The sequence below is a fragment of the Mucilaginibacter sp. BGA-UO-ETr-C110 genome (genome assembly GCF_059567985.1).
Genome location: NZ_JCAQPB010000002.1, coordinates 5,692,871 through 5,708,122 on the forward strand (window position 1 = coordinate 5,692,871; position 15,252 = coordinate 5,708,122).

Annotated in this window: 17 protein-coding genes; 2 read left to right on the plus strand and 15 right to left on the minus strand. The window is 41.9% G+C overall.

Annotation, left to right across the window (positions count from 1 at the left end; translation table 11 throughout):
* Positions 1-11 precede the first annotated feature (11 nt).
* Together AC57BQ_RS24520 and AC57BQ_RS24525 are read right to left on the minus strand one after the other, a co-directional pair.
* The gene (locus AC57BQ_RS24520; RefSeq protein WP_496408755.1) at positions 12-3,500 is read right to left on the minus strand and encodes a TonB-dependent receptor; all 3,489 of its coding nucleotides are present in this window, start codon (positions 3,498-3,500) and stop codon (positions 12-14) included.
* Between the two features lie 235 nt (positions 3,501-3,735).
* Positions 3,736-4,794 carry a FecR family protein gene (locus AC57BQ_RS24525; RefSeq protein ID WP_496408756.1) on the minus strand — a complete coding sequence of 353 codons (1,059 nt, stop codon included), beginning with the start codon at positions 4,792-4,794 and terminating at the stop codon, positions 3,736-3,738.
* A gap of 243 nt (positions 4,795-5,037) precedes the next feature.
* On the opposite strand from AC57BQ_RS24525, the gene AC57BQ_RS24530 reads away from it, so the two are divergent.
* Positions 5,038-5,604 carry an RNA polymerase sigma-70 factor gene (locus tag AC57BQ_RS24530; protein ID WP_496408757.1) on the plus strand — a complete coding sequence of 189 codons (567 nt, stop codon included), beginning with the start codon at positions 5,038-5,040 and terminating at the stop codon, positions 5,602-5,604.
* Between the two features lie 19 nt (positions 5,605-5,623).
* On the opposite strand, the gene AC57BQ_RS24535 is transcribed toward AC57BQ_RS24530, so the two are convergent.
* The 10 genes from AC57BQ_RS24535 to AC57BQ_RS24580 form a co-directional block, all read right to left on the minus strand.
* On the minus strand, positions 5,624-6,109 hold the full coding sequence (locus AC57BQ_RS24535) for a hypothetical protein (RefSeq protein ID WP_496408758.1): 486 nt from the start codon (positions 6,107-6,109) through the stop codon (positions 5,624-5,626).
* Between the two features lie 26 nt (positions 6,110-6,135).
* The gene (locus AC57BQ_RS24540) at positions 6,136-6,777 is read right to left on the minus strand and encodes an energy transducer TonB (protein ID WP_496408759.1); all 642 of its coding nucleotides are present in this window, start codon (positions 6,775-6,777) and stop codon (positions 6,136-6,138) included.
* 96 nt (positions 6,778-6,873) lie between these two features.
* Entirely contained in the window at positions 6,874-7,560 is a 687-nt protein-coding gene (locus tag AC57BQ_RS24545; RefSeq protein ID WP_496408760.1) for a peptidoglycan DD-metalloendopeptidase family protein, read from the minus strand.
* Between the two features lie 9 nt (positions 7,561-7,569).
* The gene (gene rbfA / locus AC57BQ_RS24550; protein WP_176852138.1) at positions 7,570-7,941 is read right to left on the minus strand and encodes a 30S ribosome-binding factor RbfA; all 372 of its coding nucleotides are present in this window, start codon (positions 7,939-7,941) and stop codon (positions 7,570-7,572) included.
* Positions 7,942-8,047: 106 nt separating this feature from the next.
* Positions 8,048-8,419, minus strand: coding sequence for a hypothetical protein (locus AC57BQ_RS24555; protein ID WP_090472700.1), 372 nt, complete (start codon positions 8,417-8,419; stop codon positions 8,048-8,050).
* 9 nt (positions 8,420-8,428) lie between these two features.
* Complete coding sequence (locus AC57BQ_RS24560; RefSeq protein ID WP_496408761.1) at positions 8,429-9,655, minus strand: ABC transporter permease; 1,227 nt, start codon at positions 9,653-9,655, stop codon at positions 8,429-8,431.
* Positions 9,656-9,763: 108 nt separating this feature from the next.
* A complete protein-coding gene (locus AC57BQ_RS24565) occupies positions 9,764-10,402 on the minus strand; it encodes an MBL fold metallo-hydrolase (RefSeq protein ID WP_496408762.1) in 639 nt (212 codons plus the stop codon).
* 170 nt (positions 10,403-10,572) lie between these two features.
* Complete coding sequence (locus AC57BQ_RS24570; RefSeq protein WP_496408763.1) at positions 10,573-11,184, minus strand: SprT-like domain-containing protein; 612 nt, start codon at positions 11,182-11,184, stop codon at positions 10,573-10,575.
* A gap of 126 nt (positions 11,185-11,310) precedes the next feature.
* Positions 11,311-13,425 carry a ferrous iron transport protein B gene (gene feoB, locus AC57BQ_RS24575; protein WP_496408764.1) on the minus strand — a complete coding sequence of 705 codons (2,115 nt, stop codon included), beginning with the start codon at positions 13,423-13,425 and terminating at the stop codon, positions 11,311-11,313.
* Between the two features lie 11 nt (positions 13,426-13,436).
* Positions 13,437-13,652 (minus strand): FeoA family protein, encoded by a 216-nt coding sequence (locus AC57BQ_RS24580; protein ID WP_076373926.1) that lies wholly within the window; start codon positions 13,650-13,652, stop codon positions 13,437-13,439.
* A gap of 99 nt (positions 13,653-13,751) precedes the next feature.
* On the opposite strand from AC57BQ_RS24580, the gene AC57BQ_RS24585 reads away from it, so the two are divergent.
* On the plus strand, positions 13,752-14,234 hold the full coding sequence (locus AC57BQ_RS24585) for an immunity protein Imm33 domain-containing protein (protein ID WP_496408765.1): 483 nt from the start codon (positions 13,752-13,754) through the stop codon (positions 14,232-14,234).
* Positions 14,235-14,288: 54 nt separating this feature from the next.
* Here the strand turns inward: AC57BQ_RS24585 and AC57BQ_RS24590 are convergent, their stop codons facing one another.
* Genes AC57BQ_RS24590 through gcvH form a run of 3 tightly spaced genes read right to left on the minus strand, consistent with a single transcriptional unit; the run spans position 14,289 to position 15,207 of the window.
* Complete coding sequence (locus AC57BQ_RS24590; protein WP_496408766.1) at positions 14,289-14,447, minus strand: hypothetical protein; 159 nt, start codon at positions 14,445-14,447, stop codon at positions 14,289-14,291.
* Positions 14,434-14,829 carry a VanZ family protein gene (locus AC57BQ_RS24595; RefSeq protein WP_496408767.1) on the minus strand — a complete coding sequence of 132 codons (396 nt, stop codon included), beginning with the start codon at positions 14,827-14,829 and terminating at the stop codon, positions 14,434-14,436. The genes AC57BQ_RS24590 and AC57BQ_RS24595 overlap by 14 nt, the downstream gene beginning before the upstream one ends.
* Positions 14,830-15,207, minus strand: a complete 378-nt coding sequence (gcvH, locus tag AC57BQ_RS24600) for a glycine cleavage system protein GcvH (protein WP_496408768.1) — start codon at positions 15,205-15,207, stop codon at positions 14,830-14,832.
* Between the last annotated feature and the right edge of the window lie 45 nt (positions 15,208-15,252).

The window sequence follows — 15,252 nt, forward strand, 5'->3', positions numbered from 1 at the left end:
TTAATGATGAATTATAACGTTAAACTAACACCAAATAAGAAGGTACGGGGACTTGCATACGTACCTTCGTCAATTCCGAAAGTGGTATGACCCTGGCCGTCGGGCTGTCCCTGTAGTTCAGGATCGATGCCAGAATACCCGGTTATCGTAAATAAGTTGGTGCCAGATACATATGCTCTTAATTTTTGAATGCCTAGTTTTTTAAGGCCGTTTGGTGAAAAGGTATAGCCTATCTGCGCATTACGCAGGCGTACATACGAGCCGTTTTCAACAAAATAAGAGTTTGGTTGAGCGTTACTGCTAAATGAAGAGTTGACTTCCTGTATCGGCGCTTTAGCATTTTGATTTGTCGGCGTCCAGGAGTCATAAAGTGCTGTTTGGCTTTTTGCTGTTGTAAACGACGAATAAAAATCTCTCCAGCGCTTAACGTTGTTCCATATTTTATTACCAAAAACACCGTAAAATAATGCGTTAAAATCAAAGCCTGCATAGGTAACGCCCAGGTTTAGTCCCGAAGTGAATTTAGGGTTTGGATTACCGATAAAAGTTCTGTCGGCATCTGTGATCTTGCCATCGCCATTAACATCTGTATATTTAAAACGACCGACAGCAACATCGGTTTGGTAGGTTGCATTGGGGTCATTTGATGCTTTTTGAACTTTGGCATTAGCGGCATCTATTTCCTGCTGTGAATTCCAGAAGCCGGCTATTTGGTAACCATAAAATTCTCCAATAGAGTGACCTACCTGGTTGCGTACAAAGCCTATGTCAAAACCCCTTGGATTATCTGTGTCAAAATAATTAGCGTCGTTTGAAACCTTGGTTATTTTGTTATTGAAAGTGGTTAAGTTGAACGTAGCATTAAACCCAACTTTGTTTACCTTAAAGTTAGTAGCTATGCTCGCATCCAAACCATCCGTTTTCATTTTGGCTATGTTTACATATGGCGGGGCGCCATTGCCAATAGTTCCTAAAACCTCAGGATTGAATAATAGGTCACGAATATCCTTACGGTAATAGTCAATCGTAACGGTAATTGCACTATTTAATATAGAGGCATCAAGCCCAATGTTGGTGTTGGCGTCTTTTTCCCATTTGGCGTTGGGGTTGCCAATTTGCGACTGGTAAAAGCCAGCTACAGCGGCGTTACCACCATTGATGGCGTAGTACGATTGCCCTACAGCGCTGCTAAATGCATCAAAGCGATTTGACGTAGTTAAGTTAATCTGGTTTCCCATGATACCGTATCCACCACGTATCTTTAAGTCATTAAGCCACGTAGCTCCTTTCATGAAGTTTTCCTGAGATATTCTCCAGCCTGCACTGAATGCCGGAAACCAGCCGTATTGGTGAACTTGTGAGAAATTGGATGAGCCGTCACGACGAATGGTAGCATTGAAAAGATACTTGCCATTAAAAATATAATCAACCCTACCAAAAAGTGAAAATAGAGATGACTCGCCGCGGTAGCTGTAGTTGCTGGCGCTACTTACATCCCCAGAACTCAAATCGGTATAATTGGGATCAAAACTAAAATAACCTTGTCTTGCACCACCCAAATTACTGCTATAATTCCGGTTGGCTTCGGAGCCGACAACTACTTTAATGTCATGATTTCCGATGGTCTTATGATAAGCTAAAGTATTAGTCCATGTCCAGTTATAATTGCTGTATGAGTCTTCGTTATATTGATTGGTTTGCGAATTCTCTACGTTTTCATATTGAGGATAGGTGAAGCTATGAGAGGCTCCCGAAGCGGTTTCGCCACCAAAGCTGGTGCGGATGGTGAAATCATTTAAAAAGTCGGCTTCCGCAAATACGTTACCAAACAATCTGTAAGCCAGTGATTTGTTATTTCGCGTACGTTGCTGCATAGCTACAGGGTTAAAGGCATCACCCAGGCCAGATCCGTTATCACCGGCGTAATTGCCCTTGATATCATATACCGGTATGATGGTTTGCTCCCTAAAAGCATGGGCTATAACCGCATCCCCGTTATTGTAACCAACCTGCGGATTACTGACTACAGAATAAGCCAGATTTTCGCCGATGCGCACATGTTTGTTGAAATTATGCTGACTGTTGGCACGAATAGTATATCGTTTTTCGTAGGTGTTGATCAAAGTACCTTGTTGGTTGAAATAGTTTAATGAAAACAAATAGCTACCCTGTTCATTACCCGAGCTTACGGCCAGGTTATGGCTGGTCATAGGCGCGGTTTTAAATATTTCATGGTACCAGTCTGTTCCCGCTTTATTCGCTTTGGTGATGCGGTAAAAGCTATTATAATCGTCAGAGTTGGTATAATTAGGATTTACGTAGTACAAAGAAGGATCGGTGGAGGGGTCTCCATTTTTTGCACCAGCCGGTGAAATGTAATCAGGTAAAGTATAAGTTGAACCTGTACCATCTGGATTATACTGATCATCCTGAAAATCGGTAACGCCAGAATTTGTTTGGGCCAGGTGTTTTAAGTCGGCCAGCTCCTGCGGGGTTAGCGTATGCCATACGTTGCCACCTTTGGGTACTTGCCTGCCGTAATAGGCATCATATTGTATAGTAACTTTGCCCTTACCTTTTCTGGTTGTAATGATAATTACACCGTTTGATGCACGTGCACCATATATAGAGGCCGAGCTGGCATCCTTTAGTATTTGAAAGCTCTCAATATCGTTAGGGTTAATAGTGCTGATATCCTGTGTTGGTATACCATCAACCACGTATAAAGGATCATTATTACCAAATGAATTGAACCCTCGTATACGTACCTGGGGTTCGGCACCTGGCTGGCCCGATCCTATGATGGTAACACCGGATGCCTGCCCCTGCAACTGGCTATTTACCGATCCCGAAGCCTGTTTGTTCATGGCTTGTACATCAACTACAGCTACAGCACCCGTCAAATCCTTTTTTCTTTGTGTTGCGTACCCTACTACTACAACCTCGTTCAGCGACTTTGATTCCTCGGCCAGTGTAACATTGATGGAGGTTTTACCATTAACGGATATTCGCTGAGTTGTAAAGCCCAGAAAGGTAAACTCCAGCGTACCATTGGCATCGGGCAAGGTAAGGCTGTATTTACCATTAACATCAGTTACCGTACCTAATGAACTACCAGTCAATTTAACACTTACTCCGGGTAGGGGGGTGCCACTTGCATCCTTCACTATACCGGTTACGGTAACTGTGGCAATAACTTTACCATCTGCCGGTTTAATAATAATGATATCGTCAACCACCTGGAAAGTTAATGGCTGGTTCTGAAGTACATTTTTCATCACCGTTTCGATGCTTGCGTCCTGTAACTCCACGTTTATCCTTTTATCGGCATTTACCTGGTCAAGCCTATAAAAAACAGTGTATTTACTGTTTTTTTCTATCTGCCTGAACATCTGTTTTACCGAGATATTATTAAGGTTAAAATTGTAAACGTTTTGTGAATAAACAGCAGCATGTATGTGCATTATGCCCGCAAAGAGCAAAACAGTAACAAGCTTCATAATTTTAATGGTTTTTTGCCATGCATGCACAGCCATTACAGGTTTTCTGTCAAAATTTATCATAAATTTGTGTTTGTTAATTAGTTAATACAATGCTTCCCCAAGCGTAGGGTATTAGCTATTAATTTTTTACATAGCCCGGAGTGTTAGCGCACACCGGGTTTTTTATTGAGAGGAGAGAGGAGTTATTTTTTTGCCATACGTGCTTTTTTAATGGTTTATGTTTTATTGTTGATTAATTGGTGTTTTTAGTAATGGTTACGGTATTGCCAGTTATGGTATAATCAATGTCTGTATTCCCTTTTATTAAGCTCAATACCTTATCAATAGTGGTTATATTTTTAAAGCTCCCGGAATACCTTAAATTTTGCAGTCCGGCATCGTTCATGATTATTTTTACGTTGTACCTGCGCTCCAGTACTTTGGATATTTCATCGAGCGTGTTGCCGTCAAATACCAGCAGATCTTCTTTCCAGCCATCGTACTTATCCATCTTTGCGGAATCTACCTGTAAAACCTGTATCTCATTCAGATCTTTGGTCGTCTGATCATCTGGTTTATAGGTGTATTTTTCTTTTTGTTGTTGATAATATATACGCAGTACCTGCCGTGGTTTAACATATATGCGGCTCATTTCGCGGGTATTATTATTAATATTACCCTCCACAGAAACCTCACCTTTTATAACCGTTGTTTCAAAGAAAGAATCGTTAGGGTATGACTTCAGATTAAACTTAGTGCCGATGTCCCTAATGGTATAATTTTTTGTATTCACAATAAACGGGATGGTTTTTTTGCCCGGTGCTATTTCAAAAAATGCTTCGCCTTCCAGGTACACCGTGCGGTTTGTTTTACCAAAATCGGTATTGTAGTTCAACTTACTGCCCGCGTTTAACCAAACAAGCGTGCCGTCTGTTAAAATTATTTTTTTAATACCTCCGTTATTAACAGATACCAGCCTGATGCTTTGTACATTTTTTGAATAATGCTTTATTAATAAAACAGATAGTACACTAAATAGTGCTACAATAGCTGCTACCTTACTCCATTTATATAATTGCCTGTATTTTGTTTCCTGCGGTATTGTCGGTAAAAATTTTTGATACGCTTTTTCCTCATCAACAATCCCGGGTTTCAAATACAGCATGTTTTGCCAGGTTTCATACAGCTGGGCAAAATACTGTTCATTTTCCGGATGTGATTTTACCCACTCCCTTACCCGGTCTGTTTCCTGCTCGTCAGCCTCACGGGTAATATACTTTACTAATAATAGTTTTATCTCTTCGTTATCCATTCTTATTATACCAACAAGACAATTAAAAAACGGCTTACCCTCAAAGCTTTTGAAAATATTTTTATAACATATTTCGAAATGAGCTTTAAAACCCCGAATTAATTGTGTTTATATTACACTATGCAGAATGTTTTATAATTACTTTATCATTATTTCCATATTAAATTTGAAACATTTAAATTTTTTTATCTAACTTGTTAAAGTTTTTTAAAAAGTGCCTCATTTTGATCGAACTATGAATAAATGATTACTAAAAGCGACGAAATACTCATTACTAAACTTACGCAGGGCGATACAAGGGCATTTGAGGCTTTATTTAAGCTTTATTATACCCGGCTTACGCTTTTTTGCAACCGTTTTGTTAATGACCTCTCTATTTCTGAAGAAATTGTTGCTGATGTTTTCACCCTTTTATGGGAAAAAGGCCATGAGGTTACTTTTTCAACTTCGGTAGGCTCTTATTTATTTAAAATGGTGCAAAACCGGAGCCTGAATTATTTAAAACATCAAAAAATTGAGAATTTATATGTGGCTTACCTGGAAAAGAATAATCTTTTTGATGAGGTACGCAACACCGTAGAAAGCGGATACGAAGAAAAAGAATTAACCCTCCAAATTAACGCGGCTATCAATACCCTGCCCGAAAAGTGCCGTGAAATTTTTGTGATGAGCCGTTTTAGCGATATGAAATATAAAGAGATCGCCAGTAAGCTTAATATCTCGCCAAAAACTGTTGAGCGCCAGGTGGGCATCGCACTCGAAAAACTGCGGCAAACCTTAAAACATGTCACCTACATGCTTTTTCTGTAACCCGACGATTATTCTCCCTTCAGGAAGTTAGTGTCTCCAGCTTTTTAATATCGCGATAGCAAATGTAAAGCGGTATAATGCCGAAGATGCCAAAGCAACAATCAATAAAACGCCAGTAAAGCGGTATTCCCCTTATGGGGCCGGCGATGAAAGCCAACGGAAATACCATAACGCAGGCGATCATTCCGAACTGGATAACCCAGCTATTTTTTACAGGATCTTTTAATGGGCCGATAAATACCATGGCTATGACCAGGTGACCAAATGCCAGCCAGTCGGTACCGTAACTTAAATAAGGATAGTTTTGATTGGTGGTTTTTACAGCGAGGTATACCTTCATGATCCAGGGTTGCATGAAGGCTGGGAATGACTGTACATGTGCTGCAAAAAAGCCCAGTTCGGTTTCTATCGGGAAGGCAGTCACGCCACTCAATACTAAGCCGATGATGAATATAATGATCCAGGTTTTTACCTTTTTGCGTAATTGCTGCTCGTGTTGAACCATGCAGTGAATGTAGATATTTTAGAAAATTATTGCCCGCAATATTTTTTAATAAAGCTGTCGGCTTTATCGCTGCCTATGTTGCGGATAAAGGTCCAGTCGGTGCAGGCTCCTTCTTTATCATCCTGTTTTAATTTCTGATTAGCCTGTTTTAGCAGGTCGCTGATCAACTCGTCATCAAAACCCAGCTGTTTTTTTAAGGCCAGGATAGTAGGCTCTTTACTGGTATCGGCTTTGCCTTTATATTTATTGATATAGTAATTGGTAACGGCGTTTTCCAACTCCTGCCGGTTCTTATAATCGTCGATAGCGGCTTGCATATTTGCGGCGTTATTCAGGTTGCCACAATTGGTTTGGGAAGGATCAAAACGGATTGGTTGTACCAGATTGGTATTCTCGTTATAATCAGCAGGCACGGTCCAGTGCCCCGATGTCAATTTAATAACCCGGAGGGCCTCATCGTCCAGGTCGATACCCAGGCCGCGCTGTACGCTGGCGCCTGTAACTTTACCGTTGTGATTAAGCCTGAAGGCTACATCAATAGTGCCCGAAATACAGTTTTTGCTGGAATATTCGGGGTATACGATTTTAGTTCTTAAAAAATCCATGAGCGCGCTTTGCCCACCCTTAAATGCGGGTTGGGCAAAAGCCGTTATTGCCGTGGTTGCCATCAGCGAAACAAGTATAAACAAGCGTTTTACCATACTATAAATATCGACAATAAAACGGATATAAAGTTTAATGTGAGAGCCGCTTTTATTCAGGCATTAAAAGCCCAGTACCAAACCAGGATCAGGAATATTCAATCGGTATTTTTCCTTTTCAGAATATTTGCATACGCCGGGGTAGTCGCCATGTTTGCCTTCCATATCATACATGAGCTGGAAATGCAGGTGTGGCGGCCATTGCCCGTTCTCCTGGTTATTGCCTAGTGTGGCTATCTGCTGGTTTTTATGGATGGGCATACCAATGGTCAATCCATTCAAACTTTTGCGGCTCAGATGACCATATAGGCTGTATAGGGTTAAGCCATCGAGGTTATGCTGTAAGATAATGGCAGGGCCGTAATCGCCCAGGTTGTTATTATCCTGAAAGCTATGCACTATACCATCAAACGGTGCATAAATGGGCGTATTGGCATCGCCCCAAATATCAACACCCAGGTGCAGCCGGCGCGGCTCACCCTCTGTATCAAAATGCGGACTAACGGCATAAATAGTACGATGCTCCATATAACCGCCAATGCCATAGCGGCAATTATTGGTCCTTAGTTTTTCACTTACCCAATCACTAAATTGTTGCGTATCCGCAATAATGGTCATGTTGAGTTCTGTGTTGGCGGCGGTAAAATCCAACGGAAAAAGCCGGTCGGTGCCGGCATTATAGTCAACCACTTTGCCAATGGCAGTGGGGTTGTTTTGCAAATAAGTTTTTAAACGGGCATGCGGGTCCATCCGGTAATATTATTCGGCATCGGGCTGGCGCTCTTCTTTGCTTATTTTTTCAAATATCTTATCCATGCGCTCTACGTACTCGCTGGTATCATCCACAAAAAACTCCAGTTGCGGAATGATCCTTACCTGGTCTTTAATCCGGGCGCCCAGTTTATACCTGATCTCGGAGGCGTGTGATTTAATGGTTTGCAGGGCCAACTGCAGGTTATTGTTACCAAAAAAGCTTAAAAATATACGGGCAATAGCCAAATCGGGTGTTACGCGTACTTTAGTAATGGTTACCAGGGTATTGGGCAAATAGTTCATGCCTTCGCGCTGAAATATGGCGGCCAGGTCCTGCTGTATTACTCCGGCGAATTTTTGCTGACGTTTTGATTCCATAATAATTAGTTAACGCCACTGTGGCAGATGAGTTTTATTTATTTGGTTTAGAACGGCTGAAATATAGCAGGCGTTACGAATAATTAAAGCTATTAATAATAAGGTATTAATTGCAAATGTCCTGCGGTATCTCTTTGGTTATTTTTATAACTTTTTTTACAACCAGGGTGCTGTCATACTCAGATCCCATACCTTCTTTTCCTGACTTTGATTTGATGCCTTCTACCTCGACATACACCGGCTCGTAAGGTTTTTCGAAATTAAGCTGCGAATATTGCAGTTCTAACTGGGCCGAGCTATCGGCAACCCAAAACTCACGACCACTATCACAATCCTTGAATGATTTTATTTCGGGGCCAAAACTGTACAATCCTTTATAAACCGTTGACTCTTTGGTTTTTGACGAGTTTCTGTTACATGAGCATGCAGCAATTAAAACAACTAAGAACGCGAAATATTTAATATACCCTATCCTCATACCACAAATTTACAAATCCTGTTTGATTTCATCTAAACCTTTAATACTTAATCGTGCGCTGATGCCCGATGCTATTACAGAAATGATGCCAACTGTTAAAAATACCAGGCCAATATCAACCGGGTTAATATCAACCGGGTAGGCATCAATTACCGACATTTGCGCGCCCATTTTTATCCAGCCAAAATGCTGTTGCAGTAAGCAGAATATCAAGCCTAAAACAATACCGGCAATACAGCCGATCAATGATATCATCATTCCCTCAAAAAAGAAAATGCCTTGTATGATTTGCTTGTTGGCGCCCAGGCTGCTTAGTATGGCAATGTCCTTGCGCTTATCAATCACCAGCATGGTTAACGAACCGATGATGTTAAATATTGCTATAATGAGTACGAAGGTAAGTATCATGAATATCGACCAGCGCTCATAGTTGAGTGTTTTGTATAGTTCGGTGTTTTGCTCTTTGCGGTTTTTTACGGTGAACTTGTTGCCGATATCGTCTATTATTTTGTTTTGTACCGATGCCAGATCCGTCCCCTTCTTATAAGTAAGTTCAATGGAGGATACTTCTTTGGGCTGATCGAGCAAGTCGCGGGCAAACTCCAGGGGGGTGACCACAATATCATCAAACTCCTGCTGTATACCAAACACGCCCGATGGGTTGATGGAGCGCACCACAAATTCATTGAGCGGATTGTCCGAGCTTTCCGTACCCCGCCTGGGCGAATATATTTGTATAGGCGAAAGCTCATCATGGATATTGATACCCAGGTTATTTTGGATAGTTGCCCCAATAACCGCGAAATTTTGTCCCCCGCTTTTTAAAGTGAAAGAGCCAGCCTGCACTGTACTATCCAGCCGTTTGTTTTTTAAAAAATCGTCGCTTACACCTTTTACGGTCGCTAAAAAAGTTTTGTCGCCATATTTGATCAGGGCCTTTTCCTGCAGTACCGCTGTATAGGAAATAAGGCGTTTATCCTGGTGCAATGTATTGAAGTAAAGGGTATCCGGATTAAAAGTTTTACCGAGTCGGGTTTCGATCTTTATTTCGGGCGTAAAGTTGCTGTACAACGACAGGATCACTTTTTCGAAACCGTTGAATACGGATAAAATAATGATAAGCGCCGCGCTACCAATTAAAACACCGAGCATAGATATACCCGAAATGATATTAATAGCGTGCATTTTTTTGCCCGAGAACAGGTACCGTTTAGCTATATATACCGAGGTGTTCAATTACGTGGTAAGTTTGATGTGTGATGTAATACGTTCTTTTGATCTGTAAATTACTAATTTTTGTAAACGTATTACGTAAAACGTATCACGTACAACCCAAGCGTAGGATTAATTCATAAATGGGTTGTTTTGTTTTTCGTAACCGATGGTAGTTTCGGGACCGTGGCCGGGATAAACTATGCAATCATCGGGCAGGCGAAACAGTTTGATGGTAATACTATCCATTAGCGTGCTGAAACTTCCACCGGGAAGGTCGGTTCGGCCAATGCTCAATCTGAACAGCACGTCGCCGCCTATCAGGATATTGGCCTCTTTATCATAAAAGCACAAGGAGGCAGGCGAATGGCCGGGCGCGAAGATTAAATGGAGTGTGGTATTACCAAACTGTATACTACCAGTTTCGGGCAAGAACTCATCTGGAAGGGGAGATACTTCATAACGGATGCCCATTTGCGGGGCATAAGCAACTACAGCCGCCAATACTTCCGACTCACCAATATGGAACTTTGGTTTTAGCCCGTATTTGTCAAATACAAACTTGTTGCCCAGTACGTGGTCAATATGGCAATGGGTGTTTAATAACATTACCGGCGTTAAATTATTATCCTTTATAAAATTGGTGACCACATTTTGTTCAGTAGCGGTATACATACCCGGATCAATAATGACACATTCGCCGGTTTCATCATATAAAAGGTAAGTGTTTTCCTGGTAAGGGTTATTTACAAATGATTTAACTTTTGCCATGCCGCAAAAGTAAGGATTTAATTGATTTGGGTAGATGTTGTTTAGGTATAGAGCAAAAACGCGTCATTGCGAGGCACGAAGCAATCCCCAATAAGCAGAGTAAACACGCAAATTCGCCCTGTATTTTGGGGATTGCCACGCTACGCTCGCAATGACGGGGGGATAAAAGATCAATCTTCTACCAGTTCCACCTCAGCAACGGGGCTAAACAGGTAAACGCGTTTGGTGGCTATCTCCACGCACTTAAAACGCTTACGCAATTGCTCTTCTTTGCGGAAAACCCTGCCGCCTTTTATTTTGAACAAAGCTTTAAGGGGAACTTTTTCTACCGTAAGTACCGACTCTTTTGGCGCGTCATATTTACGCAGGGAGCGGTACAGGTTCAAATCTGAGCAGCTGGATGCCGCAGGATTATTCAGATAGCTGGTGATGGCGTGTTTTACATCGGATGGAAAAATGTCCTTTTCAAAAAAGGGCTGCATCATTTTTTTGAAATTGGCTTTCCACTCCGTGCCATGTGGTTTGGCTTTTTGTTTATGTTCGTTCCAGGTATGCAGGTGCGCAAACTCATGCACTGTAGTTACCAGGAAAGCGTATGGGTTCAAATCGTAATTAACAGAGATGCGATGCCCTTTACCGCCGTATGGCGAACGGTAATCGCCAAATTTACTGCCGCGGTTGCGCGAAATTTTAAACTCACATTTAAAGTAATCAATCCAGCGGCCAATCAGGGGAGCCGCGTCTGGCGGAAGATACTTTTCTAAAACTTTTACTTTATCCAATTTTTACCTCAACACAAATATAATAATTGGCAGTTGATAGTCCATAGACCATAGTCGATGGTTTGTAAAGTTTTCAGTAAAATGAGTTGATGCTATGGTCTACTGACCATCGACTATGGACTAAAATCACTTCAACCAATGGTAAACTATAAAACTGGCGACGTAGGCCAGTCCGGTCATATAGGCAAACTGCACTGCGGGCCAGCGCCAGTCTTTGGTTTCGCGGTATACTACGGCCACGGTGCTGGCGCACTGCATGGCAAAAGCGTAGAACATCATGAGCGAAAATGCCACAGCAAGCGTAAATACCGGTTTCCCGGTATCAGGGTTAGTGGCACTGTGCATTTTTTGCTGTACCGATTCCATCTTATCCGCATCTCCCTCCACACTGTAAATAGTAGCCATGGTGCCTACAAATACCTCGCGGGCTGCAAAGGAGCTGATGAGCGCTATACCTATCTTCCAGTCGAAGCCCAGGGGTTTGATCACAGGCTCAATCACATGACCAAATACGCCGGCATAAGAGCTTTCCAGTTTTTCTGACGCGATAACCTTGGTCAAGCTATCAGGCGTCATGGTTTTAACGTATTGTGTTTGATGATATTTTTGATCAATTTTAGCAAAAGTATCTCCCGGGCCGTATGATTTCAATACCCATAATATCACCGATACCGCTATGATCACCTTGCCGGCCTGCAGCACAAACGTTTTGGAACGGTCATACATGGTAAAGCCTACATTTTTCCAACGGGGCATACGGTACACGGGCAGCTCCATGATAAAGTAACCGCGCTCGCGGGCCTTTAAAATAAATTTCATGACAAAGGCTACCGTAACTGCCGATACTATGCTGAGCAGGTACATAGCGGTTAATGCCAGGCCCTGCAGGTTAAAGATCCACCAAACATTACGATTGGGTACAACCAGCGCGATCATCAAGGTATAAATAGGTAACCGCGCAGAACAGGCTACCAAAGGGGTCACCATAATAGTGATCATCCTGTCTTTCCAGTTTTCGATGTTGCGGGTACTCATAATAGAAGGCACCGCGCAGGCAAAACCACCAATAAGTGGTACAACAGATTTGCCATTGAGGCCAACTTTGCGCATCACCTTATCCATCATAAAAGTAACACGCGACATGTAGCCGGTATCTTCCAGTATAGATATCAGGGCGAAGAGGATGGCTATTTGTGGTATAAATACCATTACACCGCTTAAACCGGCAAGCACACCATCAACTATTAAACTTACCAGTGGTCCGGCAGGCAATACGTTGCTGATCACTTTTTGTAACCAGATAAACAGGTCCTCGATCAACGACATGGGGTAGGCCGACCAGGAAAAGATGGCCTGGAAAATAAACATCAATATGGCAAAGAAGATCACAAAGCCGAATACCTTGTGTGTAAGTATCTTATCAATTTTATTGCTTACGGTTTCGTCATGCGCTGTTTCGGGTTTTTTAACGGTATCGTATAATAAATCGTTGATGAAATTGTAGCGGGCGATGGTTTCTGCGGCCTGTGATTTTTGTGAATGGAAAGAAAATTCGTGCTCCAATTTCTCAATACGGTCACTTTGCTCGGTTGAAAGATAGCTTAACGTTTCATGCTGATGCGCCAGTTGCAAAGCCAGGTAGGAGTTGTCGATCTTCAGGTCGTCCTGAATTTGCGCTATAATTTGCGGGGCAATAGCTTCTACATCAATGGTGTCCTGTTGCAGTGCTATTTTATTGGCGTAAGCGATGGCGTTTTTAAGCTGATCGATACCCTTGATCTTGCGAGCGGAAACAGGCACCACCTGTACCCCTAGTTTTTTAGCAAACAGATCGATGTCAATATCTATGCCTGCTTTATCCGATACATCGATCATGTTTAAAGCTACCACGATGGGTATTTTAAGATCGGCTATCTGGGTATAAAGCAGCAGGTTGCGTTTCAGGTTTGAGGCATCCAGTATCACCACGATCAGATCGGGTGTTAGCCCTTTGGCTTTATCGGCCAGAACTGAAAATACGATGGATTCGTCTTTACTTTTAGGATAGATGCTGTAAGTACCGGGTAGGTCAATGATCTCGGCGGTGCGGCCATCGGGCAGTTGGCAAAAACCTGTTTTTTTGTCAACAGTAACCCCGGGAAAATTTCCTATTTTTTGATTAAGACCGGTTAGTATATTAAAGAGAGTTGATTTACCGGTGTTGGGATTTCCTACAAGTGCAACTCTTATGTCGGCTTTCAATTTTTACAAAACTACTGCAACACAATGGTGGAAGCTTCAAATTTACGCAGACTTAACTGGTAGCCCGAAACATGGATAGCGATTGGATCACCGAGCGGGGCGATGCGCGAAATTCTTATTTCCTCGCCTGGCAGGCAACCCATTTCCATCAGTTTTACCGACATTTCCAGATCAGTAAATTCCTTTACAATTCCTATTTCGCCTACTTCAAGTTGTGAAAGTGTCATCGTATAATTTTAAACCACAGCAAATGTAATCTTATTTATATTAAATCCAAATAACAACAGTGAGATTGATGTGCAGATGTGCAAATTTCAGATGTGCAGATGAGAAATGATAAAATGATGACGATTTTAGATGTGCAGGTGTGTTTCAGATGTGCAGATGTGCAAATGAGAAAAGATAAAAATATGGCGAGTTTAGATATGTGGATTATTCAGATATTTATGCGAGGAAAGAAAATGATGGATTGCAAAACAGAACAAATGGCTATATGTGAAAAATATGGCTCACCTTACTACGAATCATTACCGATTTCAAAAATAGGAGTAGCTAAGAATCTAAAAGATGGAATTTGGCCTATAAATGGGCTCCGGCATCCCCATGAAGGTGACACAACTGGTTGGTACATTTGGGCGGGAGAGAATTTTTCATCAGATCCTGACTTTTTTGAACCTGTACATGTAATACATATCATTGAATCGTTTCCGATAATCGCCCAATATTTAGGCCTTGCTCCTGGAATGAGATTTTTAATAACAGATACTTACGAAGATGTTTGGGAGGACCCAGCCTTACTTCTTATTTGAGTATACTATCAACACTACCCCATAATCTGCACATCTGCATATTTGCACATCAATCTACCCCATCATCTGCACACCTGCATATTTGCATATCCGCACATCCGGCTTTACTTTCCCAAAGTGCGGGCAGTTGCAGCTTTTTTTAAATATGCCGCATGACGACAGGCCAATCAATGCTATCATGGCGCCTAATACAATGAATTTATTTTTTACCATAACCCGTTGCTCTTAATGTTACCAGTACTGCAAATATACCCATGCAGGTACCCAAAGTATCTGCAAAAAGATCGCTCCAATCGGCGCTGCGCCAAGTAAAAATGGTGAGCTGAAGTATCTCTATCAGCCCACCAAAAAAAATGGCAACTATTGTAACTAAAACTATCTGTTTATACGAGAGCGACCGTGGTTTTTGTTGCCTTATTATCCCATTGCAAAAAAGCACTATCAGCGTGAAAAAGAAGCCGGTATGGGTCAATTTATCAAAGCCCGGGAAAAACATGGGCGAGTTGCCGGCATCTCCCAAATCAACGGCGCACATGGTAAAAACAAATAAGGCCCACAAAATAGTGAGCCCATGATATTTTAGAAATAATTTCATTTAAGAAACCAGCTTCGTATAGGCATCAGCCGATAGAAGATCATTTATTTCTGATGCATTTGTTATCGAGATCTTAACCAGCCAGCCTTCGCCATAAGGGTCGCTATTTACCAACTCAGGCTCTCCGTCTAAAGCTGGATTAACTTCTATAATGGTAGCGGCAACCGGCAAAAACAGGTCAGATACGGTTTTTACAGCCTCTATCGTTCCAAAAACTTCATCCTGTTCAAGGGCTTTTCCTTTGGTAGGAACGTCAACGTAAACAATGTCACCTAATTCGCGCTGTGCAAATTCGGTAATGCCCACAGTTGCTTCTTGGCCTTCAACTCTTATCCACTCGTGGTCTTTGGTGTATTTTAACTCAGCTGGAAAATTCATGTCGTTAATTTTGTGAGCTCAAAAATAATAAAACTTTGGGCTATC